The organism is Streptococcus sp. V940, assembly GCF_054353495.1.
This window is the reverse complement of sequence record NZ_JBTHHZ010000003.1, coordinates 82,401-106,889: the sequence shown is the minus strand read 5'-3', so window position 1 is coordinate 106,889 and position 24,489 is coordinate 82,401. Positions and strand designations below refer to the sequence as shown.

Genomic DNA, 24,489 nt, shown 5'->3' with positions numbered 1-24,489 from the left:
CACGTGAAACAATGATATAAACAGATTGATAGAACTATCAACTAAAAATTCATAAAAACAATAAAACTCAGTTGGATTAACCAACTGAGTTTTTATAATCGAATTTAGTCTTTCCAAAGTTCTTTTACTTTTGCTTGAACTTCAGCATTTTCTAGGAATTCGTCATAGGTTTCATCAATACGATCAATGACACCATTTTTAGAAAGGACGATGATGTGATTTGCCAGTGTTTGAATAAATTCATGGTCATGACTGGCAAAGATGATTGATTCTTTAAAGTTTTTCAACCCATCATTCAGACTTGAGATTGATTCCAAGTCTAAGTGATTTGTAGGATCGTCAAGCACAAGGACGTTTGATTTCAAAAGCATGAGTTTTGAAAGCATCACGCGCACTTTTTCTCCCCCCGACAAGACGTTTACAGGTTTGTTAACTTCGTCTCCAGAGAAAAGCATACGACCTAAGAATCCTCGTAGGAAGGTATTATCATCTTCTTCTTTACTTGCAAATTGACGCAACCAGTCAAGGATAGATTCGCTACCAGCAAAATCAGCTGAATTGTCTTTTGGCAAGTATGAGCGACTAGTTGTAACTCCCCACTTGACAGTTCCTTCATAATCAATTTCACCCATAATTGCACGAATCAGTGCAGTTGTTTGGATGTCGTTTTGACCGATAAGAGCTGTTTTATCACCTGGGCGTAAAATAAAGCTGATATTGTCAAGGATAGTTTCACCGTCAATCTTTACAGATAGATTTTCTACTGTCAAGAGATCATTACCGATTTCTCGTTCTGCTTTAAAGTTGATAAATGGGTATTTACGACTAGAAGGTACAATTTCCTCTAATTCAATCTTATCAAGCATTTTCTTACGTGAAGTCGCTTGTCTTGATTTAGAAGCATTGGCAGAGAATCGAGCAACGAATTCTTGAAGTTGTTTGATCTTTTCTTCTGCTTTTGCATTACGGTCAGCTTGTAATTTAGCTGCAAGTTCAGAGGATTCCTTCCAGAAGTCGTAGTTACCAACGTAGAGTTTGATTTTTCCAAAGTCAAGGTCGGCCATGTGAGTACATACTTTGTTCAAAAAGTGACGGTCATGAGATACGACAATAACTGTGTTATCAAAATCAATCAAGAAATCTTCTAACCAGGTAATAGATTGAATATCAAGACCGTTGGTAGGCTCATCCAAAAGAAGGACATCCGGTTTACCAAATAGAGCTTTAGCAAGGAGTACTTTCACTTTGTCACCATTTGAAAGTTCACTCATATTTTGATAATGAAGTTCTTCTGGGATATTCAAATTTTGTAAAAGTTGTGAAGCTTCACTCTCAGCTTCCCAACCACCTAGTTCAGCAAATTCTCCTTCAAGTTCAGCAGCACGAACGCCATCTTCATCTGAAAAATCTTCCTTCATATAAATGGCGTCTTTTTCTTTCATGATGTTGTAAAGTTTTTCATTTCCCATGATGACAACATCAATAACACGTTCGTCCTCATAGTCAAAGTGATTTTGACGAAGAACTGAAAGACGTTCGTCTGGTCCTAGAGAGACATGACCAGTTGTTGGTTCAATATCACCAGCTAAGATTTTTAAAAAGGTTGATTTTCCAGCACCGTTGGCACCAATCAAACCATAGGTATTTCCTTCTGTAAATTTGATGTTTACATCATCAAAAAGTTTACGATCACTAAAACGTAGTGAAACATCAGATACTGTTAGCAAAGTTTTTCTCCTATTATATGTAATACTCTAATTCTACTAGAAAATCATCAATTATTCAAATTTTTATTTGTCAATTTTTTGTAAACAAAGTTGACAACTCCTTTACGATTGAAAGGGGTAACATCTCTATTGTTTCAATAAAAAAATTATCTGTCTTTTTATCAAAAAAATGCTATAATTGAAAGGACCATATCAAAGGAGAATATTATGAGTAAACCCATTATTTTAACAGGAGATCGTCCAACGGGGAAATTACATATTGGGCACTACGTTGGTAGCTTGAAAAATCGTGTCTTACTACAAGAAGAAAATAAATATGACATGTTTGTTTTTTTAGCTGACCAGCAAGCACTAACAGACCATGCAAAAGATCCACAAACTATTGTAGAGTCTATTGGGAATGTTGTTTTGGACTATCTTGCAGTGGGATTAGATCCTAATAAAGCAACGATTTTCATTCAAAGCCAGATTCCAGAATTGGCAGAGCTCTCTATGTATTATATGAACCTAGTTTCATTAGCTCGCTTGGAACGAAATCCAACCGTAAAGACTGAAATTGCTCAAAAAGGCTTTGGTGAAAGTATTCCAACTGGATTTTTAGTTTATCCTGTTGCGCAAGCAGCAGATATTACAGCATTTAAGGCTAACTTGGTTCCAGTAGGGAATGATCAAAAGCCGATGATTGAACAAACACGTGAAATTGTGCGTTCTTTCAACCATACCTATAACTGTGATGTTTTAGTAGAACCAGAAGGAATTTACCCTGAGCACGAAGGTGCGGGACGTTTACCAGGTCTTGATGGTAATGCCAAAATGTCGAAATCACTTAATAATGGAATTTACCTAGCTGATGATGCAGATACTTTGCGTAAAAAAGTAATGAGTATGTATACAGATCCAGACCATATTCGTGTTGAGGATCCAGGTAAGATTGAAGGAAATATGGTTTTCCATTACTTGGACGTATTCGGTCGACCTGAGGATGCTCAAGAAATTGCTGAAATGAAGGAACATTATCAACGTGGAGGCCTTGGTGATGTTAAGACCAAACGTTACCTACTTGAAATCCTAGAACGTGAACTTGGTCCAATCCGCGAACGTCGCCTAGAATATGCTAAAGATATGGGTGAGGTTTATAATATGCTCCAAAAAGGTAGTGAAAAAGCTCGAGAAGTTGCTGGGCAAACACTATCAGAAGTAAAAGCTGCAATGGGTCTAAATTACTTTCACTAATGGATAAAATATGAACTATAAAACTATTTCTTCTTTAAAATAAGAGGGATAGTTTTTTATTTATTCTCTTATAAATTTAATTGACAAATTTTCATAGAATGGTATGATAGATACAATACAAAAAGCGTTTAGCTCAATAAAGAAAGAAAAGAGGAAACTTCAATGTCTAATTGGGGCACTAAATTTTTGAAAAAAGGTTTTACCTTTGATGATGTATTGCTAATTCCAGCAGAGAGTCATGTGTTGCCTAATGATGCGGATTTAACAACAAAATTGGCAGATAATTTGACTTTAAATATCCCAATTATTACAGCTGCAATGGACACTGTAACAGAGAGCCAAATGGCCATTGCAATCGCGCGTGCAGGTGGACTTGGAGTTATCCATAAAAATATGTCTATCGAACAACAGGCAGATGAAGTTCGTAAGGTAAAACGTTCTGAAAATGGTGTTATCATTGATCCATTCTTCTTGACTCCTGAACATACAATCGCTGAAGCAGATGAACTCATGGGCCGTTACCGTATCAGTGGTGTCCCAGTGGTTGAAACTCTAGAAAACCGTAAGTTAGTTGGTATTTTGACTAACCGAGATCTGCGTTTCATTTCTGACTACAACCAACCAATTTCAAAACACATGACTAGTGAAAACCTAGTTACTGCTCCGGTTGGTACAGATTTAAAAACTGCTGAGAGTATTCTTCAAGAACACCGTATTGAAAAACTACCTCTAGTTGACGAAGAGGGTCGTCTTTCTGGTTTAATCACCATTAAAGATATTGAAAAAGTGATTGAGTTCCCAAATGCGGCAAAAGATGAATTCGGTCGTCTTCTAGTTGCTGGTGCAGTAGGTGTTACTTCTGATACATTTGAACGTGCAGAAGCCCTCTTTGAAGCAGGAGCTGATGCTATTGTTATCGATACTGCCCATGGTCACTCAGCAGGTGTACTTCGTAAAATCGCTGAAATTCGTGCTCATTTCCCAGACCGTACACTGATTGCTGGGAACATCGCTACTGCTGAAGGTGCGCGTGCTCTTTATGATGCAGGTGTTGACGTTGTTAAAGTCGGTATTGGCCCAGGTTCAATCTGTACAACTCGTGTTATCGCTGGTGTAGGAGTTCCTCAAGTAACAGCAATTTACGATGCAGCAGCAGTTGCGCGTGAATATGGCAAAACAATCATTGCTGATGGTGGAATCAAGTATTCTGGAGATATTGTAAAAGCCCTTGCTGCTGGAGGAAACGCAGTGATGCTCGGATCAATGTTTGCAGGAACGGATGAAGCTCCAGGTGAAACTGAAATCTTCCAAGGACGTAAGTTCAAGACATACCGCGGTATGGGTTCAATCGCTGCTATGAAGAAGGGTTCAAGCGACCGTTACTTCCAAGGTTCTGTCAATGAAGCAAACAAACTGGTTCCAGAAGGAATCGAAGGTCGTGTTGCTTATAAAGGTGCAGCAGCTGATATTGTTTTCCAAATGATTGGTGGTATTCGTTCTGGTATGGGTTACTGTGGTGCTGCTAACTTAAAAGAATTACATGACAATGCTCAGTTTATCGAAATGTCAGGTGCGGGTCTAAAAGAAAGCCATCCACACGATGTGCAAATCACTAATGAAGCACCTAACTATTCAATGTAATAAAAAAATCTCCTGTTAAACGGGAGATTTTTTTATTTTACATAGATGTAAAGTTTAATTTACAGTCAATTGACCACTATCTACTGTAAAGACGCTCAAGTTATCAGGTAAGTTTTGAAGGTGGTCTAAACTAGTAGTTGTAATAAAAGTTTGAATGTTATGAGAAATAGTTTCCAATAATTTAAGTTGACGAGTATTGTCAAGTTCACTCATGACATCGTCAAGTAAAAGAATGGGAGATTCTTTGGTAATGCTCTCCATCAATTCGATTTCAGCAAGTTTTATAGAAAGCACCAAGCTACGATGTTGCCCTTGACTTCCGAAACTTGCTTCCATTCCATTAATCATGAAAATCATATCATCTCGATGAGGACCAACTCCAGTATTCTTCTTAAATAAATCTCTGGATCTACTTTTTTGAAGTGCTATATGGAAAGATTCAGCCAAATTTTCCTTATCAACAAAGTTTACAGAAGGTTGATAACGGATTGACAACTCTTCTAACTGATTTGAGATGTCAAAATGTTTTTTTTTGCCAAAGAGTTCCATTTTCTGGATAAAGTCAGCTCGATGATTCATTACACGACAGCCATACTCTACCAGTTGGTCATCAAGAACAGTTAGGAAAGTCTCATCTATGTTTTGTGTAGATTTGAGATAGGTATTTCTCTGTTTAAGGACGTGGTTATAACTTGACAGGTCTGACAAGTAAATCGGTTTAATTTGCCCTAATTCTATGTCAATGAATTTACGACGAATGGCCGGAGCGCCTTTGACAAGTTGTAAATCTTCTGGAGCGAATAAGACAACATTCATATGACCAATATAGTCTGATAGGCGAGCTTGTTTTAAGTAATTCACTTTAGTAATTCGCCCTTTTTGTGTTAGGTCAATTTCAAGTGGAATGCTTGCTGTTTTCTTTTGTAAGATTCCAGAAACTTGCAGTTGTTCTTCTTCAAATTGAATTAAATTTTTATCAGTCTTAGTTCGATGACTTCTCGTTAAGGCTAAAAAGTAAATACTTTCAAGAAGATTGGTTTTTCCTTGAGCGTTTCGGCCAACAAATACATTTAATTTTGGATTAAAATTAACTTCGACATCTCGATAGTTACGAAATTGTTTAATGGATAGATTTTTCAGCCACATATTTATCTACCTGGGAAACGTGGTGTAGGTTTTGTTTTTGTTGCTTGAGCTTTTTTTGTTGGCTTTTTTTGAACTTTTTTATTCATTTCCTTGACAAGCTTAGCTACACGTTCTTTCTCAAGTTTTTCTAGACGAAACTCCTCTAGTTCTTCTGATGTTGGTTTAACTAGAATAATTTGAGTTTTTAAATCAGGAATTTCAATAGAATCCCCGATTCTAATTTTCTTGCCTCGACGATTCTCTAATTCTCCATTAAAATATACAAGATGGTCCGCTAAAAAAGATTTAATAGCACCGCCACTTTGGATGATTCCAAGATCTTTCAAAAGAGCTTGGAGAGTAATAAATTCTTCAAATAATTTGTATTCCATAGTTCACCTCAATCTTTGGTATTATACCATATTTTGCACAAAATAGTTGAGAAGAAACAACTGATATGAAAACGATTTTAATTTCAAAAGAGTCAAAGAGAACGGGAAAAATTTTCGTTTTCATGGTATAATAGAACTCTATGTAAAAGGAGGTAAAAGATGGAGTTATTCCCTGGAATTGCAGTGCATTTTATCCAATCTAAAAAGTTTAAGACAAATAAAATAACCATGCGTTTCACAGCTCCATTATCTCTGGATTTAATTTCTGGTCGCATGCTAAGTGCCAGTATGCTTGAAACTGCTAATAAAGGCTATCCAACTGCTCAGGTTCTTAGAAAACATCTGGCAGCATTGTATGGAGCAGATTTGTCAACTCATGCGTATAGAAGGGGGCAAAGTCACTTAGTAGACGTGAGTTTGACTTATGTTCGAGATGAATTTTTAAGTAAGAAGAACGTATTAACTGCTCAGATTTTAGAATTATTGTATCAAGTCATATTTAATCCATTGTCAAATGAAGATGAATTTGACGACAATGCCTTTGAAATTGAAAAAAAACAATTGTTGGCGAGATTAGAATCAGAATTAGAGGATCCTTTCTTCTTTGCCCATAAAGAATTGGATCAGTTGTTTTTCCAAGAGGAATCAATGCAGTTAGTTCCTAGAGATTTAATTGCCAGAATTTCCGAAGAGACTTCTAAATCTTGCTATTCAAGTTTTCAAAAAATGCTGAAGGAAGATAGAATTGATTTATTCTTTTTAGGTGATTTTAATGAAATTGAAGTCTTAGAAAACTTGAAGAAATTTAACTTGACAGGTCGTAAAGAAACTGTAAACATTCAATATCAGCAAGGTTATTCAAATGTTCTTAGAGAAGGAATTGCTAGGAAAAACCTAGGTCAGTCTATTCTAGAAATGGGTTATCATAGCACAATTGGTTATGGAGATGATCAAAAGATGGCCTTGCTTCTTGTGAATGGTTTGCTTGGAGCTTTCCCGCACTCTAAATTGTTTACCCAAGTTAGGGAAAAGGAAGGTTTGGCCTACACTGTTTCTAGTCACTTAGATCTCTTTAGTGGATTTTTAAGATTGTTTGCTGGGATAAATCGTCAAAACCGAAACAAGGTAAGAAAATTGATGAATGATCAATTGTTAGCTATCAAAAATGGTAGATTTACAGATGCTGAAGTTAATCAAACTAAGGAAATGATTCGTAGGACGATGTTGTTGAGTCAGGATAATCAAGATTCGATTATAGACAGAGAGTACTTAAGCCTCTTTTTTGGTAAATCGGCTTTAGACCTAGATACTTTGATAGAGAGACTAGAGCAAGTTGACAAGGATGAAATCTGTAGGGTGGCATCTAGTTTGAAATTGCAGGCTATCTATTTTATGGAAGGAGCAGAATGACTAGAGTTACTTTTCAAGAGAAATATTATCCTGCTGTAAAGGAAACTCTTTATCAAGCAAAATTAGAAAACGGACTGACAGTTTCTTTACTTCCTAAAAATGATTTTAACGAAGTTTATGGTGTAGTAACTGTCTATGTTGGTTCAGTTGACACTGAGTTTACAGCTAGAGATAGTAAAAAGAAAACATATCCTAAGGGGATTGCTCATTTTTTAGAACATAAACTTTTTGAAAGAGAAAATTCTGAAGATATCATGGCTGCATTTACCAAATTAGGTGCAGATAGTAACGCCTTTACAAGCTTTACAAATACAAGTTATCTTTTTTCAACCTCTGACAATGTCGCTGAGTGTTTGGACTTGCTTGACGAGCTTGTTACTAGCTTTAACATTACTGAAGAATCTGTTGAACGAGAAAAGGATATTATTCAACAAGAACGCGAAATGTATCAGGATGATCCTGATTCTTGCTTGTTCTTTAAAACACTTGCAAATCTATATCCAGAAACTCCACTAGCTTCAGACATTGTTGGGACTGAAGATTCGATAGAAGATATTAGTTTAGAGGATCTACGGGACAATTTTGATGAATTTTACACTCCTGTCAATAGCCAAATTTTCCTCGTTGGAAATTTTGATTTAGAGTTGATACAGAATTATTTCTCGCAAAAGGATATTGGAGGTTGTATAGTTCAAAATCCAAAAGAACCAATCACTTTACACCCTGTAAAGAAGGTTGAGAGCATTCGTATGGATGTTGCATCACCTAAATTAGCAATAGGAGTTCGAACGAATTCTGATATGGGTCATCAGGACTGCTATCGATATAGCGTTCTATTAAGAGCGTTATTTACGATGATGTTTGGTTGGACCTCTAAAAGATTTCAGAGTTTGTATGAAACTGGGAAATTAGATTCTTCATTATCTTTAGAAGTTGAAATCAATCGACGTTTTAACTTTTTGATGCTGACAATGGACACGAAGGAGCCTGTGTCAATTTCGCATCAATTCCGAAAGGCAATTCAGAACTTTGCTACTGATTCGGATGTATCAGAGGAACATCTTGATTTAATCAAAAGTGAAATTTATGGAGAATTTATCCATAATATGAACTCTTTAGAATTTATTGCGACCCAATATCAGTCACATTCTGACGAAACAACCCTGTTTGATTTGCCAAAGATTATACAGGAAATGACCTTGGATGATGTTCTTGAGGTAGGACATCATTTTATCGACAATAGTGAAATAGTTGAATTTACAATTTTTCCACTATAGCCATTGAAATATAAAATAGACTAGAAAGAAGGCATGGTAAGTATGAGAAAAAAAACAATTGGCGAAGTGTTACGTTTAGCAAGAATTAATCAAGGTTTGAGTTTAGAGGAATTGCAGCGCAAGACAGACATTCAGCTGAATCTGCTTGAGGCTTTAGAATCAGATGATTTCGACCAATTGCCAAGCCCTTTTTATACACGTTCTTTTTTGAGGAAGTATGCTTGGGCAGTTGAGTTGGATGAAAATCTTGTTTTAGACGCATATGATTCAGGGAGTATGATTACCTATGAGGAAGTTGATGTTGATGAGATAGAACTATCAGGTCGTAGACGTTCTAATCGCAAGAAACGTTCCTTGCTCCCTCTGTTTTACTTTATTCTCTTCTCCTTATCTATTATAATTTTTGTTTCTTATTATGTTTGGAATTACATTCAAACACAACCGACAGCAACAACTTCAGCCAACTATAATGTTGTGACGACAACAAGTGCAACAAGTAGTGAAACAACAACTAGCAATCAAACCACTAGCCCATCAAGTTCGAGCGACGCATCAACTGTGACGGTTTCTGGTCAGGGAGATGTTATATCGGTAGAATATAAAACTGCTAAAGATACTGCCGAACTTCAACTATCTGTGACGGATGCAACAAGCTGGATTAGTGTTTCAGATACTGAATTGGCTGGAGGAACAACTCTTGAGCCTAATAATAAGATGGCCAAAACAACAGTTTCTAAAGGCTCTCCAGTAACTATCACATTAGGTGTTGTCAAAGGCGTGAAAATCAAGATAGATAATCAGGAAATTGATACTTCGAAATTAACTGGTCAAACTGGCTGGATTACATTGAAATTAAGTTCAAATTAAGGAAGGATAACATGAAAAAAGAGAATATTCCTAATATACTTACGCTTGGTAGAATTTTATTTATTCCGATTTTTGTTCTCCTTCTATCATTTGGACAGTCTCCTGTGTTACATAAAATAGCAGCAATTATTTTTGCCGTTGCCAGTATCACTGACTATCTAGATGGCTATTTAGCTAGAAAATGGCAAGTAGTTAGCAATTTTGGGAAATTCGCAGATCCAATGGCAGATAAGTTGTTAGTTATGTCGGCATTTATCATGCTAGTAGGTCTAAATATGGCTCCTGCTTGGGTAGTAGCTGTTATCATTTGCCGAGAACTTGCTGTTACTGGGTTGCGTCTACTCTTAGTTGAAACTGGAGGAACTGTTTTAGCTGCAGCAATGCCAGGAAAAATCAAAACATTTAGCCAGATGTTTGCGATTATCTTCTTGTTATTTCATTGGAATTTACTTGGTCAGATAACTCTTTATATCGCTTTGTTCTTTACAGTTTATTCTGGTTATGATTACTTCAAGGGAAGCGCGTATTTGTTTAAAGGAACCTTTCGCTAGATATGGAATCGATTATTGAAATTAAGAATCTGTCATTTCGATACCAGGCAGATCAAGAACACTATGATGTTCATAACATTTCGTTTCACGTGAAACGTGGAGAATGGTTGTCTATCGTTGGTCATAATGGTAGTGGAAAATCAACAACTGTTCGCTTGATTGACGGTTTGCTAGAAGCGGAATCTGGAGAAATTTGGATAGACGGTGATTGCCTAACTCCGGAAAACGTCTGGGAAAAAAGACGTAAGATTGGTATGGTATTTCAAAATCCTGATAACCAATTCGTGGGGGCAACCGTAGAAGATGACGTTGCTTTTGGGCTTGAAAATCAAGGGATTCCACTTGAAGAGATGAAGAAGCGAGTTTCTGAAGCTCTGTCATTAGTTGGGATGGCTGAATTTTCTAAAAAGGAACCAGCTCGCTTGTCAGGTGGCCAAAAACAGAGAGTGTCTATCGCAGGAGTTGTTGCTCTGCGACCAGACATTTTAATTTTGGATGAGGCTACAAGCATGTTGGATCCAGAGGGACGACTAGAGTTGATTAAGATTGTCCAAAAGATTCGCCAAGATCACCAAATGACAGTAATCTCCATTACGCATGACCTAGATGAGGTGGCCATGAGTGACCGTGTTTTGGTGATGAAAAAAGGAGAAATCGAATCAACTAGTACTCCTAGAGAACTATTTTCTAGGTCAGATTTAGATCAAATTGGTTTAGATCAACCCTTTGTCAACCAATTAAAAGAATCGCTACGTACTAGTGGCTTGAAATTACCAGAGCACTACCTGACCGAAGAGGAGCTCGAGGAGGCTTTATGGGAATTATTCTAGACAATGTGAGTTATACGTATCAGGAAGGTACCCCCTTTGCCTCAGCTGCCTTGTCCGATGTTAATTTGTCAATAGAGGATGGATCTTATACAGCAATTATTGGGCATACAGGAAGTGGGAAATCTACAATTCTTCAACTTTTGAATGGTTTGTTGGTTCCCACAAAGGGAAGTGTTCGTGTCTTTGATACATTAATTACATCAACATCCGTCAATAAGCAAATTCGTCAAATTCGCAAACAAGTGGGCTTAGTCTTTCAGTTTGCAGAAAATCAAATCTTTGAGGAGACTGTCTTAAAAGATGTGGCTTTTGGACCTCAAAATTTTGGAGTTTCTATAGAAGAGGCAGAAGCTATTGCGCGTGAAAAACTAGCTTTAGTAGGAATTGATGAGTCACTCTTTGGACGTAGTCCCTTTGAGCTTTCAGGCGGACAAATGAGAAGGGTTGCGATTGCTGGTATTTTGGCGATGGAGCCTAGCATTTTGGTCTTAGATGAGCCAACAGCTGGTTTGGATCCAATTGGTCGAAAAGAGTTAATGGCCTTGTTTAAAAAACTTCATCAGGATGGTATCACGATTGTTTTAGTGACCCATCTGATGGATGATGTGGCCGAATTTGCTGACCAAGTTTATGTGATGGAAAAAGGAAAGTTGGTCAAGAGTGGGAAGCCAAGTCTTGTTTTTCAAAATGTCGAATTCATGGAAAAAATCCAATTAGGTGTTCCAAAAATTACAAGATTTGCCCAAAGGCTAGCTGAACGAGGGGTTTCTTTTAAACAATTGCCGATAACAATAGAGGAGTTTAAGGAGTTCATCAATGGATAACATGATTTTAGGTCGTTACATACCAGGAAATTCGATTGTTCATCGTTTGGATCCTCGTAGTAAGTTAGTGGCAATGATTTTATTGATTATGATCGTTTTTTGGGCCAATAATCCAATAACTAATCTGATCCTTTTCGTTGTAACAGGTATATTTGTAGCCTTATCTGAGGTTCCCTTATCCTTTTTCATAAAAGGTTTGCGGTCCATGTTTTTTCTGATTGCTTTTACAACCCTTTTTCAACTTTTCTTTATCTCTGGTGGAGATGTCTTGTTCGAGATGGGGTTTATTAAAATCACGAGTCATGGCATTGAGCAGGCGGGAATCATTTTTTGCCGCTTTGTGTTGATTATCTTTTTCTCAACTTTGCTTACCTTGACAACCATGCCATTAAGCTTGGCTACAGCAGTTGAGTCCTTGCTTGAACCCTTGAAAAGATTTAAGGTTCCTGTTCATGAAATCGGGCTCATGTTGTCTATGAGTTTACGTTTTGTACCAACATTAATGGATGATACGATTCGAATCATGAACGCTCAAAAGGCGCGTGGTGTTGATTTTGGAGAAGGGAATATAATCCAAAAAGTTAAGGCTATGATTCCTATTTTGATTCCTTTATTCGCTACGAGTTTGAAACGAGCGGATTCTCTTGCTACAGCCATGGAGGCTAGAGGATATCAAGGTGGTAACGGACGCAGTCAGTACCGGCAGTTGAATTGGATGAATAAAGATAGTGTGGCCTTACTCCTTGTAAGTGTGTTGGGTTTGATTCTATTTTTGTTGAAATCCTAAAGTGAAGTATAGAATGAGATAGGGTAGAGGTATGAACCGTTTTAAAAAATCAAAATATATCATTGTTCTATTTGTCGTTGTGTTAGTAGTTTCTGTTCTTTTAGTAATGACGAAATCAAGTACAGTTGTGACAAAAGCTGGAGATGGCATTTCTCTGATAGATAGAATTGTGCAAAAACCATTTCAATGGATAGAATCTACAAAGTCAGATTTAGGAAATTTGACGAGGGCTTACAATGAGAATGAAACTCTCAAAAAAGAATTCTATCAGATGGAAAAGGAAAAGAATGAAGCAGATCGCTTAAAAGAAGAAAATGAACAACTGCGTCAATTACTAGATATGAAGTCAAAATTGAATTCGACTAAGCTAATTGCTGCGGATGTTATCATGAGAACTCCGGCGACTTGGAAACAAGAATTAACAGTTAATGTTGGTTCGCAACAAGGTGTAACAACTAGTATGCTTGTTGTTTCTGGTGGAGGATTGGTTGGAAGCGTTGAAAACGTAGAAGATAACTCAACTGTGGTCAATTTATTAACAAATGCTGAAAATACAGAGAAAATTTCTGTTAAAATTCAGCATGGATCTAGTAGTATTTATGGTATTATCGTTGGCTATGACAAGGAAAAAGAACTACTGAAAATTAGTCAGCTAAATAATAGTGGAGATATTAGTCAAGGTGATAAAGTAGTAACTGGAGGTTTGGGGAACTTCAATGTCACAGACATTCCTGTAGGAGAAGTCGTATCTGTGACCCCTACCAATGATTATCTGACAAGAGAAGTTATGGTCAAAATGCATGCTGATCCAATGAATCTTAAAGTCGTAGAGTTAGTGGGGAATCCATCATGAGACTTTTTAAGCAAATAGGGATGTTTTTGCTCTTGCCCGTAATCATTTTAATAGATAGCCACTTAGGACAATTTGTAAATAGCTTTTTTCCACATCTTCAAATTGTAAGCCACTTTATCTTCATCTTCTTATTATTCGAGACAATAGAAGTATCAGAATATCTGTTTTTGGCCTATTGCTTGGTTCTAGGACTTATATACGATATCTATTTCTTCCATCTGATAGGGATAGCCAGTCTTCTTTTTGTGATTATTGGAGCAATCGTATATAAAAGCAACTCTGTTATTTTGTTAAATAGATGGACAAGATTATTAGCTATTTTAATGATGACTTTTACATTTGAATTTGGTAGCTTTATCCTAGCACACCTGGTAGGATTGACTGCAGAAAATCTACCTGTTTTTATAGTTTATAGTCTGGGTCCTACTATGATATTGAATTTTATATGGATGATAGTTTTCCAATATATTTTTGAAAAAATATATCTATAAGAAAGAAACAAAACTGTAATAAAGGCGTAATATTTATTAGGCCTTTTTTTGATATACTAGTATTGTCTTTTTTAAGAAGGAGTATTTACACATATGAAGAAAAAAATTCTAGCATCACTTTTGTTAAGTACAGTATTGGTTTCGCAAGGAGCTGTTCTTTCAAGTGTTAAAGCTAACACAACAGATGAAAAAATTGCAGCTCAAGATAGCAAAATTAGTGAGTTGACAACGCAACAAAAGGAAGCTCAAAAACAAGTTGATGAGATTCAAACTCAAGTTACAGCTATTCAAACAGAACAAGAAAAGTTGCAAACTGAGAATGAAAATCTTCAAGAAGAATCTAAAAAACTTGAAGGTGAAATCACAGAGCTTTCAAAAAATATCGTAGCTCGTAATGAATCGCTTGAAAACCAAGCTCGTAGTGCACAAACTAACGGAACTGCTACAAGCTACATTAACACAATTATTAACTCAAACTCAATCACAGAAGCTATTTCTCGTGTAGCAGCTATGAGTGAAATTGTGTCAGCTAACAACAAAATGTTGCAACAACAAAAAGAAGATAAAAAAGCTATTGCTGAGAAACAAGTTGCTAACAATGAAGCAATCAACACAGTTATTGCCAACCAACAAACACTTGCAGATGACGCCCAAGCTTTGACAACAAAACAAGCTGAATTGAAAGTGGCTGAGTTGAATCTTGCAGCAGAAAAAGCTACTGCAGAAGGTGAAAAAGCTACCTTGCTAGAGCAAAAGGCAGCAGCTGAGGCAGAAGCGAAAGCAGCGGCTGAGGCAGAAGCAGCTTACAAAGCTCAACAAACAAGTCAACAACAAACAGTTGCAGCTTCAGCAAACACAACATTTGCAGCACAAGTACAAGCAACTTCAAGTTCTTCATCTTCATCAGATGATGACTCAAGTTACACACCTGCACCAACTCCTGTAAGCCAACGTCCTACATATAGTACAAACGCTTCAAGTTATCCAACAGGTGAATGTACATGGGGAGCTAAAACATTGGCACCTTGGGCTGGAGATTACTGGGGTAACGGAGCGCAGTGGGCAACAAGTGCAGCTGCAGCAGGTTTCCGTACTGGTTCTCAACCACAAGTTGGTGCGATTGCATGTTGGAATGATGGTGGCTATGGACACGTAGCGGTTGTTACAGCTGTTTCATCATCATCAAGTATCCAAGTATCAGAATCTAACTACGGTGGAGATCGTACAATCGGTAACAAACGTGGATGGTTCAACCCAACTACAACTTCTGAAGGTTATGTTACTTACATCTATCCAAACTAATGAAAAAATTGAGACTCTTTCTGAGTCTCTTTTCTTGTCTTTAAATTGAGAAGTTCTGCTAAAAAACTATCAAAATAGCTTGATAATATTGAGAAATTATGGTAGAATGAACTTTGTCGTGTGAACGATAATACTCATTCTTGATGAATTGTGAAACTGTTGCCTTTGGGTTGTTTTGCAAGCTGAAATCGAGAAGAGGAAAAAACAAAAAAGGAGAAATACTCATGGCAGTAATTTCAATGAAACAACTTCTTGAGGCTGGTGTACACTTTGGTCACCAAACTCGTCGCTGGAACCCTAAGATGGCTAAGTACATCTTCACTGAGCGTAACGGAATCCACGTTATCGACTTGCAACAAACTGTAAAATACGCTGACCAAGCTTACGACTTTATGCGTGATGCAGCAGCTAACGATGCAGTTGTATTGTTTGTTGGTACTAAGAAACAAGCTGCTGACGCTGTTAAAGAAGAAGCAGAACGTTCAGGTCAATACTACATCAACCACCGTTGGTTGGGTGGTACCCTTACTAACTGGGGAACAATCCAAAAACGTATCGCTCGTTTGAAAGAAATCAAACGCATGGAAGAAGAAGGAATCTTCGACGTTCTTCCTAAGAAAGAAGTTGCACTTCTTAACAAACAACGCGCTCGTCTTGAAAAATTCTTGGGTGGTATCGAAGACATGCCTCGCATCCCAGATGTAATGTACGTAGTTGACCCACATAAAGAGCAAATCGCTGTTAAAGAAGCTAAAAAATTGGGTATCCCAGTTGTAGCGATGGTTGACACAAACACTGATCCAGATGATATCGATGTAATCATCCCAGCTAACGATGACGCTATCCGCGCAGTTAAGTTGATCACAGCTAAATTGGCAGACGCTATCATCGAAGGTCGCCAAGGTGAAGATGCTGTAGCAGCAGTTGAAGCAGAATTTGCAGCTTCAGAAGCTCAAGCAGACTCAATCGAAGAAATCGTTGAAGTTGTAGAAGGCGACAACGCTTAATTCAAATAAGTAATCATTACCTAGGAGGGCAGGGCTTAGCCCGGCTCTCCTATTTTTAAAAAATATAGGAGAATCAAAATGGCAGAAATTACAGCTAAACTTGTTAAAGAGTTGCGTGAAAAATCTGGTGCTGGTGTCATGGACGCTAAGAAAGCATTGGTCGAAGTTGAAGGTGATATCGAAAAAGCGATTGAATTGCTTCGCGAAAAAGGTATGGCTAAGGCAGCTAAAAAAGCTGACCGTGTTGCTGCAGAAGGTTTGACTGGTGTATTTGTTAACGGTAACGTCGCAGCAGTAGTTGAAGTAAATGCTGAAACTGACTTCGTTGCGAAAAATGCTCAATTCGTTGAATTGGTAAATGCAACAGCTAAAGTAATCGCTGAAGGTAAACCAGCTAACAACGAAGAAGCACTTGCATTGACAATGCCTTCAGGTGAAACACTTGAAGCTGCATATGTATCTGCAACAGCGACTATCGGAGAAAAAATCTCATTCCGTCGTTTTGCTTTACTTGAAAAAACAGATGCACAACACTTCGGTGCTTACCAACACAACGGCGGACGTATCGGTGTTATCTCTGTAATCGAAGGTGGAGACGAAGCACTTGCTAAACAAATCTCAATGCATATTGCTGCGATGAAACCAACGGTTCTTTCATACAAAGAATTGGATGAGCAATTTGTTAAAGATGAGTTGGCTCAATTGAATCACGTAATTGACCAAGATAACGAAAGCCGTGCAATGGTTAACAAACCAGCTCTTCCACACTTGAAGTATGGATCAAAAGCACAATTGACTGATGAAGTTATCGCTCAAGCTGAAGCTGACATTAAAGCAGAGTTGGCTGCAGAAGGAAAACCAGAAAAAATCTGGGACAAAATCATTCCAGGTAAAATGGATCGCTTCATGCTTGACAACACTAAAGTTGACCAAGCATACACACTTCTTGCACAAGTCTACATCATGGATGACAGCAAGACAGTTGAAGCATACCTTGAATCAGTTAACGCTTCAGTAGTTGAGTTCGCTCGCTTTGAAGTTGGTGAAGGTATCGAAAAAGCTGCAAATGACTTTGAAGCTGAAGTTGCAGCTACAATGGCAGCAGCCTTGAATAACTAATAATAAAAAGAGGAAGCAAGTTTGCTTCCTCTTTTTATTATTAAAAATTTAAAAAGCCCTTTAACAAGGGCTTTGTGTATTTAGGAGACTAGACTTCGAACTCATAGAGCGCTGTAGATAGGTAACGTTCTCCGTTATCTGGTGCAAGCGCAAGGACTTTTTTACCTGCCCCAAGTTTTTTAGCAACTTCGATTGCTGCATAGATAGCTGCGGCAGAAGAAATACCTACCAAAAAACCTTCTTTTCCACCAATTTCGCGACCAAGTGCAAGAGCATTGTCTGATGTCACGCGAACGATACTATCATAAGCTTCTGTATCAAGTGTTTCTGGGATGAATCCTGCAGAGATACCTTGAATTTTGTGAGGTCCTGGTTTTTCACCTGATAAGATTGCTGACTCGTCTGCCTCAACTGCAAAAACTTGAATGTTTGAGTTAGCAGTTTTAAGAGCATGAGAGACACCAGAAATAGTTCCTCCAGTACCAACACCAGCAACAAAGGCATCTAAACCATCAGCTCCGAAATCAGCTAGAATTTCAGCTCCTGTTGTTCTTTCGTGAACTTCTGGGTTAGCTTGGTTATTAAACTGTAATGGTAGAAAACCATCGCGTTCAGCAGCAATTTCTTGCGCTTTTGCAATCGCACCTTTCATTCCTTCACTACCGGGAGTGAGGACTAGTTCAGCACCATAAGCTTGGATGATCTTACGGCGTTCAACACTCATTGTTTCAGGCATAACGATGACAACTTTATAACCTTTAGCAGCACCAACCCATGAAAGACCGATACCAGTGTTCCCGCTTGTTGCTTCTACAATAGTAGAGCCTGGTTTCAGTTTACCCTCTTGCTCTGCTTTTTCAATCATGCTGAGAGCAATGCGGTCCTTAACGGATGAACCTGGGTTAAAAGCTTCTAGTTTTACGTAAACGTCTGCTGCACCTTCTGGTACAATGTTATTCAATTTAACAATCGGTGTTTTTCCGATAAGTTCTGTGATATTGTTATAAATAGCCATGTTAGCACCTCTTTATATAAGATGCTTCTAGTATAACGCTATCTTAAACTTTTGTAAAATATAGAAATCCTATCGAAGCGATAGGATTTTTTTATAACAATCAGAAAAATAGTCAGTGTAAATCTAAAAATTGAGAAAGATATTTAAAAGTGATTTACACAAGGTTTACAGGAACTTCAACTTCTCGTAAGCCTTGATCTGTTAGGATAACTTTCCCATTAAAAAATTCTATGAGGGCAGCTTTGGTATCCTCTTTGTCCTCTTTATCGACAAAGATAATTGTGTCAACTTGATCTGTAAAGTTGGTTTCGAGTTCCATAAGATTATGTTCTTTAAGAAAATTCCCATACTCTTGATATTGAGCATAGCTCATTTGAATTTGAATTCCTGCTTGTTCTTTAATTTCAACAATTCCAATTTCTTTGACAGCTAAGGCAACACTACCTGCATAAGCGCGAATAAGACCTCCTGCTCCCAGTTTGATACCACCAAAATATCTGGTAACAACTACACAAACATTGGTCAAATTGTGATTTTCTAGAACTCCTAGCATAGGTACACCAGCAGTACCACTTGGCTCTCCATCGTCACTAGTTCGCTTAATTTCACTCCGCTCACCTATGATAAAAGCAGAGCAGTTGTGGGTAGCTTTATAGTGTTCTTTTTTGATTGCGTTGATGAAGGCGCGAGCTTCTTCTTCACTATAGACACGTTTTGCATGACAAATAAATCGTGATTTTTTGATTTCTTCTTGGACTTGTCCGTCCTCTTTTATCGTTCTAAATTCCATAATTTTATTGTACTAAAAAATAACCTAAAGTTCTAGATTTTACGAATAAAGAAGTATGAAAATAAATCCAAATTATCTTGGTCGACTTTTTACAGAACAAGAATTAAGCCCTGAAGAACGACAACTGGCGGAGAAGCTACCAAGCATGAGAAAAGAGAAGGGGAAACTCTTCTGCCAACGATGTGATAGTATGATTCAAGATGAATGGTCTCTACCTATTAATGCTCATTACTGCCGAGAATGTTTGTTGATGAAGCGAGTCAGGAGTGATCAGGCCTTATATTATTTCCCTCAAGAAGATTTTCCTAAACAAGATGTTCTTAAATGGAAGGGACAATTGACTCCATTTCAAGAGAAAGTGTCAGAAGGCTTACTTCAAGCAGTAGAGAACCAGCAACCGACTTTAGTTCATGCAGTGACTGGCGCTGGGAAGACAGAGATGATTTATAAAGTTGTTGCGAAAGTTATTAATGATGGTGGCGCAGTTTGTCTAGCAAGTCCACGGATAGATGTTTGTTTGGAATTGTATAAGCGATTGCAGAATGACTTTGCTTGCGAAATAGCTTTACTGCATGGAGAGTCTATACCATATTTTCGGACACCATTAGTTGTTGCAACAACTCATCAATTATTAAAGTTTTACCATGCTTTTGATTTGCTAGTAGTAGATGAAGTAGATGCTTTTCCTTATGTTGACAACAAGATGCTTTACAAAGCTGTAAAGAATTGTGTAAAGGAAAATGGACTCAGAATTTTTCTCACTGCAACTTCTACAGATGAGTTGGATAAGAAGGTTCGCTTAGGAGAACTGAAAAGGTTGAGTTTGCCAAGACGGTTCCATGGAAATCCTTTAATTATTCCAAAACCCGTTTGGCTATCTGATCTGGATAAATGTTTGGATAAGTTTCGCCTACCACCAAAGCTAAAAAGATATGTGGAAAACCAGAGAAGAACTGGCTACCCCTTACTAATATTTGCATCAGAAATTACAAAGGGAGAGAAGTTGAAGGAAATTTTACAAGAGAAATTTCCAAATGAGAAAATTGGTTTCGTATCCTCAGTTACTGAAGATAGATTAGAGCAAGTTCAAGCTTTTAGGGATAGGGAATTGACCATATTGATAAGCACAACAATATTGGAGCGCGGAGTTACCTTCCCTTGTGTTGATGTCTGTGTCGTAGAAGCAAACCATCGTCTTTTTACAAAATCAAGCCTCATTCAAATTGGAGGACGTGTAGGTCGTAGCATGGATAGACCTACAGGAGATCTAATTTTCTTTCATAATGGATTAAATCGTTCGATTAAGAATGCTATAAAGGAAATTAAACTGATGAACAAGGAGGCAGGCCTATGATTTGTTTACTTTGTGACCAACATTTGAAGAAAAATCTAACATTTGGAGAGCTTCTTTTTTTGAAAAAGGAGGAGGGCTCACTTTGTTTAGCTTGTTACTCAAGTTTTGAAATGATTGGGGAAGAACATTGCCCAAATTGTCATAAAAAAGGAGTGTCAAGTTCGTGTCAAGATTGTCAACTTTGGTGTAAAGAAGGGATTGAAGTAAGCCATGAAGCGATTTTTAGTTATAATCAAGCCATGAAAGACTTCTTTAGTCGTTATAAATTTGATGGTGATTATATACTTCGAAAGATTTTTGCAACGATTTTGAGGAATTTTCTAATCAAATACAAGGATTATCATTTTATTTTAATACCCTTAAGCCCTGAGAGGTATGCAAAAAGAGGTTTTAATCAGGTTGCAGGCCTAATAGAAGCAGCAGGACTTTCCCATCTGGATGTATTAGGGAAAAGAGAAGAGAAAGCCAGTTCTTCTAAAAATCGTTCGGAGCGTTTGGCCACGGAACTTCCGTTTTTTATTAAAGAAGACAGTAGGATTCCCAAAAAGATTCTATTGATTGATGATATTTATACGACTGGAGCGACTGTTAACCGTGTCAAGAGTATGCTAGAAAATGCAGGAGCAGAAGAGGTTAAAACATTTTCCCTCGTAAGATGAGGAAAAAGATTGCAAAAAGATTATGAAAGCGTTATAATAAATGTAGAAAAACAAATATGTTTAGAAAGAAGGTACTTATATGATTAAATATAGTATCCGTGGTGAAAACCTAGAAGTAACTGAAGCAATTCGTGATTATGTAGTTTCTAAACTCGAAAAGATCGAAAAATACTTCCAAGCAGATCAAGAATTAGATGCGCGTGTCAATTTGAAAGTGTATCGTGAAAAGACTGCTAAGGTAGAAGTAACAATTCCACTTGGGTCTATTACTCTTCGTGCAGAAGACGTTTCTCAAGATATGTATGGATCTATTGATTTGGTGACAGATAAGATTGAACGTCAAATCCGTAAAAATAAAACTAAAATTGAACGTAAGAACAGAAATAAAGTTTCTACTAGCCAACTATTTACAGATGCCTTGGTAGAAGAGACAGATGCTGCTCAACCTAAAGTTGTTCGTTCAAAACAAATTGATTTAAAACCAATGGACCTTGAAGAAGCACTTCTTCAGATGGACTTATTGGGCCATGATTTCTTCATTTATATCGATGTTGAAGATCAAACAACAAATGTCATTTATCGACGCGAAGATGGAGATATTGGTCTTCTTGAAGTGAAAGAATCATAATACTTAATATGCTTAGATTAAAAAGGTGGTTTACACTAGTGTAAACCACCTTTTGTGTTCATGAATACTACATTTGAGCACAAGTGCTATTCCTTCTTTAACGGTCGCTTTTTCAGTGCAAATATGGTATAATATTGCGCAAGAGGTTTGTAATGAAAAAAAATGAAATGAATCCCTTTTTTATATACTTATTTGTTGGGATTGCCTTTATAATCATGACCGCATTGGTTATTTTTCTTCAAAATAACCTAGTCACAATAGCATGCTTATTTTTCTTGATGGTGGCATTTCTTTTGCTATTTTATTTTCAGAAGAAATCTTATCAAAAAACAGAAATTGAACAAATCCAATACGTAAACCATCAGGCGGAAGATAGTTTAAGTTCACTCTTAGAACAGATGCCGGTTGGAGTTGTCAAACTAAACATGGAAAGCAGTGAGATTGAGTGGTTCAATCCCTACGCAGAGTTAATGCTGACAACGGAAGATGGAGAAATTGACCTTCCTCAAGTTCAAGAAATTATAAAAACATCCATATCTTCTCCTGGAATTTATGCAAATGTGGGAGAAAAACGTTATGCGGTACATCTAGATAGAAATTCTGGTGTGCTCTACTTTTTTGACGTTTCTGGAGAGTACGAAGCCACAGTAGAATTGGTTACAAGTCGCCCTGTTATTGGTATTATTTCGGTAGATAATTACGATGATTTAGAGAACGAAACATCTGAATCAGACATCAGTCATATTAATAGTTTTGTCGCAAATTTTGTATCAGAATTTACTGGAAAATATCAGATGTTTTCTCGTAGAGTGACCATGGATCGTTTTTACTTATTTACCGACTATACGGTATTAGAGCAATTGATGCAGGATAAATTTTCTGTAATTGATACCTTCCGTGAAGAAGCTAAGCAGAGAGATTTAGCCTTAACCATGAGTATGGGCTTGTCATATGGTGATGGCGATCATGAGGGTATTGGTAAAGTTGCTTTATCAAATCTCAACCTTGCAGAAGTTCGAGGTGGAGACCAGGTCGTTGTAAAAGAAAATGATGAGACGAAAAATCCAATTTATTTTGGTGGTGGTTCGGCAGCTTCTATTAAGCGAACAAGAACACGTACAAGAGCAATGATGACGGCAATCTCTGAAAAGTTGAGAAGTGTTGACCATGTCTTCGTAGTTGGTCATAAAAACTTAGACATGGATGCTTTAGGCTCTGCTGTTGGTATGCAATTGTTCTCGAGTAACGTCTTGGATGAAAGTTATGTAGTCTATGATGAAGAACAAATGTCTCCGGACATTCATCGTGCCATTCAATTCTTAGAGAATGAGGGAGTAACAAAACTCATCCCTCTAACTCAAGCTATGGGAATGGTCACTAATCGTTCCTTGCTAGTGATGGTCGACCACTCTAAGACAGCTTTAACCTTGTCAAAAGAGTTTTATGATTTGTTTACACAAACCATCATTATTGACCACCATAGACGAGATCAGGATTTCCCGGAAAATGCTGTTATCACCTATATCGAGAGTGGAGCAAGTAGTGCGAGCGAGCTTGTAACAGAGTTAATTCAATTCCAAAACTCTAAGAAAGCACGCTTAAGTCGTATCCAAGCTAGTGTTCTTATGGGCGGTATGATGCTGGATACTAAGAATTTCACCTCTCGTGTAACTAGCCGAACCTTTGACGTGGCAAGTTATCTAAGAACACGTGGTAGTGATAGTATTGTAATTCAAGAACTTGCGGCGACTGACTTTGAAGAGTATCGATTGGTTAATGAGCTAATCTTGCAAGGACAGGCCGTACAACCTTCTATTCTTGTAGCTCAGGCCAAGGATGATAAGGAGTATGATATTGTAGTGATTAGTAAAGCGGCTGATACTATGTTAGCTATGTCAGGTATTGAAGCTAGCTTTGTCATTGCTAAAAACAGCCAAGGGGATATTTCCATTTCTGCACGAAGTCGAAGTAAGATCAATGTGCAACGGATTATGGAAGAGTTGGGAGGTGGGGGCCACTTCAACCTGGCAGCTGCCCGACTGACAGATATGACTCTGCAAGAAGCAGGTGATAAACTAAAAACCGTTATTTCTAATGAAATTAGAGAAAAGGAGACAGAAGAATGAAAGTAATCTTTTTAGCAGATGTAAAAGGCAAAGGGAAAAAAGGCGAAATCAAGGAAGTGCCAACAGGTTATGCGCAAAACTTTTTGATTAAGAAAAACCTTGCTAAAGAAGCGACTTCTCAAGCAATTGGTGAGTTGCGCGGGAAGCAAAAATCTGAAGAAAAAGCACATGCTCAACTTCTTGCAGAAGCACAAGAAATTAAGGCGAAACTTGAAGCAGAGGAAACAATTGTTGAGTTTGTTGAAAAAGTTGGTCCAGATGGAAGAACTTTTGGTTCGATTACTAGCAAGAAAATTGCGGAAGAGCTCCAAAAACAATTTGGAATTAAAATTGATAAACGTCATATTCAAGTTCAATCTCCAATTCGAGCAGTTGGCTTGATTGATGTTCCAGTAAAAATTTATCAGGATGTAACTAGCGTCATCAATCTTCGTGTAAAAGAAGGCTAATCTAGATTGAGTAATTATGTTGTAAAAGGAAG

At 37.5% G+C, this 24,489-nt stretch carries 24 protein-coding genes; 19 read left to right on the top strand and 5 right to left on the bottom strand.

Going from position 1 to position 24,489, the window contains the following annotated elements; genetic code table 11:
* Window positions 1-104: 104 nt before the first annotated feature.
* Complete coding sequence (locus tag ACXYSM_RS08220; RefSeq protein ID WP_458634988.1) at window positions 105-1,727, bottom strand: ABC-F family ATP-binding cassette domain-containing protein; 1,623 nt, start codon at window positions 1,725-1,727, stop codon at window positions 105-107.
* Between the two features lie 207 nt (window positions 1,728-1,934).
* Here ACXYSM_RS08220 and trpS point away from each other — a divergent pair, with 207 nt between their 5' ends.
* Window positions 1,935-2,960 carry a tryptophan--tRNA ligase gene (gene trpS / locus ACXYSM_RS08215; RefSeq protein ID WP_458634987.1) on the top strand — a complete coding sequence of 342 codons (1,026 nt, stop codon included), beginning with the start codon at window positions 1,935-1,937 and terminating at the stop codon, window positions 2,958-2,960.
* A 162-nt stretch (window positions 2,961-3,122) separates the two neighbouring features.
* Window positions 3,123-4,601 (top strand): IMP dehydrogenase, encoded by a 1,479-nt coding sequence (gene guaB / locus ACXYSM_RS08210; protein WP_458634986.1) that lies wholly within the window; start codon window positions 3,123-3,125, stop codon window positions 4,599-4,601.
* 54 nt (window positions 4,602-4,655) lie between these two features.
* Here the strand turns inward: guaB and recF are convergent, their stop codons facing one another.
* Window positions 4,656-5,747 (bottom strand): DNA replication/repair protein RecF, encoded by a 1,092-nt coding sequence (gene recF / locus ACXYSM_RS08205; protein WP_458634985.1) that lies wholly within the window; start codon window positions 5,745-5,747, stop codon window positions 4,656-4,658.
* Between the two features lie 2 nt (window positions 5,748-5,749).
* Window positions 5,750-6,118 (bottom strand): S4 domain-containing protein YaaA, encoded by a 369-nt coding sequence (yaaA, locus tag ACXYSM_RS08200; RefSeq protein ID WP_006153329.1) that lies wholly within the window; start codon window positions 6,116-6,118, stop codon window positions 5,750-5,752.
* A 159-nt stretch (window positions 6,119-6,277) separates the two neighbouring features.
* On the opposite strand from yaaA, the gene yfmF reads away from it, so the two are divergent.
* The 12 genes from yfmF to tsf all read left to right on the top strand — a co-directional run bounded on the left by yfmF (window position 6,278) and on the right by tsf (window position 17,436).
* Window positions 6,278-7,528, top strand: coding sequence for an EF-P 5-aminopentanol modification-associated protein YfmF (gene yfmF, locus ACXYSM_RS08195; protein ID WP_458634984.1), 1,251 nt, complete (start codon window positions 6,278-6,280; stop codon window positions 7,526-7,528).
* A complete protein-coding gene (gene yfmH / locus ACXYSM_RS08190) occupies window positions 7,525-8,805 on the top strand; it encodes an EF-P 5-aminopentanol modification-associated protein YfmH (RefSeq protein ID WP_458634983.1) in 1,281 nt (426 codons plus the stop codon). The genes yfmF and yfmH overlap by 4 nt, the downstream gene beginning before the upstream one ends.
* A gap of 42 nt (window positions 8,806-8,847) precedes the next feature.
* Window positions 8,848-9,672: a cytoskeleton protein RodZ gene (gene rodZ / locus ACXYSM_RS08185; protein WP_458634982.1), complete on the top strand. Its 825-nt coding sequence runs from the start codon at window positions 8,848-8,850 to the stop codon at window positions 9,670-9,672.
* An 11-nt stretch (window positions 9,673-9,683) separates the two neighbouring features.
* The gene (gene pgsA, locus ACXYSM_RS08180; protein ID WP_024054159.1) at window positions 9,684-10,223 is read left to right on the top strand and encodes a CDP-diacylglycerol--glycerol-3-phosphate 3-phosphatidyltransferase; all 540 of its coding nucleotides are present in this window, start codon (window positions 9,684-9,686) and stop codon (window positions 10,221-10,223) included.
* Window positions 10,224-10,225: 2 nt separating this feature from the next.
* The gene (locus ACXYSM_RS08175; protein ID WP_458634981.1) at window positions 10,226-11,053 is read left to right on the top strand and encodes an energy-coupling factor ABC transporter ATP-binding protein; all 828 of its coding nucleotides are present in this window, start codon (window positions 10,226-10,228) and stop codon (window positions 11,051-11,053) included.
* A complete protein-coding gene (locus tag ACXYSM_RS08170) occupies window positions 11,038-11,877 on the top strand; it encodes an energy-coupling factor transporter ATPase (RefSeq protein WP_458634980.1) in 840 nt (279 codons plus the stop codon). The genes ACXYSM_RS08175 and ACXYSM_RS08170 overlap by 16 nt, the downstream gene beginning before the upstream one ends.
* Window positions 11,870-12,664, top strand: a complete 795-nt coding sequence (locus tag ACXYSM_RS08165) for an energy-coupling factor transporter transmembrane component T family protein (protein ID WP_458634979.1) — start codon at window positions 11,870-11,872, stop codon at window positions 12,662-12,664. Before ACXYSM_RS08170 ends, ACXYSM_RS08165 begins: the two co-directional genes overlap by 8 nt.
* Before the next feature lie 31 nt (window positions 12,665-12,695).
* Window positions 12,696-13,517, top strand: a complete 822-nt coding sequence (gene mreC / locus ACXYSM_RS08160; RefSeq protein ID WP_458634978.1) for a rod shape-determining protein MreC — start codon at window positions 12,696-12,698, stop codon at window positions 13,515-13,517.
* Window positions 13,514-14,008, top strand: coding sequence for a rod shape-determining protein MreD (gene mreD, locus ACXYSM_RS08155; RefSeq protein ID WP_006153377.1), 495 nt, complete (start codon window positions 13,514-13,516; stop codon window positions 14,006-14,008). Before mreC ends, mreD begins: the two co-directional genes overlap by 4 nt.
* Window positions 14,009-14,101: 93 nt before the next feature.
* On the top strand, window positions 14,102-15,310 hold the full coding sequence (gene pcsB, locus ACXYSM_RS08150) for a peptidoglycan hydrolase PcsB (RefSeq protein ID WP_414314666.1): 1,209 nt from the start codon (window positions 14,102-14,104) through the stop codon (window positions 15,308-15,310).
* Window positions 15,311-15,534: 224 nt separating this feature from the next.
* Window positions 15,535-16,317: a 30S ribosomal protein S2 gene (gene rpsB, locus ACXYSM_RS08145; protein WP_004250981.1), complete on the top strand. Its 783-nt coding sequence runs from the start codon at window positions 15,535-15,537 to the stop codon at window positions 16,315-16,317.
* 78 nt (window positions 16,318-16,395) lie between these two features.
* Window positions 16,396-17,436 (top strand): translation elongation factor Ts, encoded by a 1,041-nt coding sequence (gene tsf, locus ACXYSM_RS08140; RefSeq protein WP_049494452.1) that lies wholly within the window; start codon window positions 16,396-16,398, stop codon window positions 17,434-17,436.
* Window positions 17,437-17,524: 88 nt separating this feature from the next.
* Here tsf and cysK read toward each other — a convergent pair whose 3' ends face one another.
* Both cysK and ACXYSM_RS08130 read right to left on the bottom strand, forming a co-directional pair.
* Window positions 17,525-18,451 (bottom strand): cysteine synthase A, encoded by a 927-nt coding sequence (cysK, locus tag ACXYSM_RS08135; RefSeq protein ID WP_458634977.1) that lies wholly within the window; start codon window positions 18,449-18,451, stop codon window positions 17,525-17,527.
* A 154-nt stretch (window positions 18,452-18,605) separates the two neighbouring features.
* Window positions 18,606-19,241 carry a YigZ family protein gene (locus ACXYSM_RS08130; protein WP_458634976.1) on the bottom strand — a complete coding sequence of 212 codons (636 nt, stop codon included), beginning with the start codon at window positions 19,239-19,241 and terminating at the stop codon, window positions 18,606-18,608.
* Between the two features lie 55 nt (window positions 19,242-19,296).
* Between ACXYSM_RS08130 and ACXYSM_RS08125 the strand changes: the two genes are divergently transcribed.
* The 5 genes from ACXYSM_RS08125 (at window position 19,297) to rplI (ending at window position 24,457) form a co-directional block, all read left to right on the top strand.
* Window positions 19,297-20,595: a DEAD/DEAH box helicase gene (locus ACXYSM_RS08125; RefSeq protein WP_458634975.1), complete on the top strand. Its 1,299-nt coding sequence runs from the start codon at window positions 19,297-19,299 to the stop codon at window positions 20,593-20,595.
* The gene (locus tag ACXYSM_RS08120) at window positions 20,592-21,254 is read left to right on the top strand and encodes a ComF family protein (protein ID WP_458634974.1); all 663 of its coding nucleotides are present in this window, start codon (window positions 20,592-20,594) and stop codon (window positions 21,252-21,254) included. The genes ACXYSM_RS08125 and ACXYSM_RS08120 overlap by 4 nt, the downstream gene beginning before the upstream one ends.
* 79 nt (window positions 21,255-21,333) lie before the next feature.
* Window positions 21,334-21,882: a ribosome hibernation-promoting factor, HPF/YfiA family gene (hpf, locus tag ACXYSM_RS08115; RefSeq protein ID WP_414265837.1), complete on the top strand. Its 549-nt coding sequence runs from the start codon at window positions 21,334-21,336 to the stop codon at window positions 21,880-21,882.
* A 152-nt stretch (window positions 21,883-22,034) separates the two neighbouring features.
* Window positions 22,035-24,008, top strand: coding sequence for a GGDEF domain-containing protein (locus ACXYSM_RS08110; RefSeq protein ID WP_458634973.1), 1,974 nt, complete (start codon window positions 22,035-22,037; stop codon window positions 24,006-24,008).
* A complete protein-coding gene (gene rplI / locus ACXYSM_RS08105) occupies window positions 24,005-24,457 on the top strand; it encodes a 50S ribosomal protein L9 (protein WP_004250991.1) in 453 nt (150 codons plus the stop codon). The genes ACXYSM_RS08110 and rplI overlap by 4 nt, the downstream gene beginning before the upstream one ends.
* Window positions 24,458-24,489 lie beyond the last annotated feature (32 nt).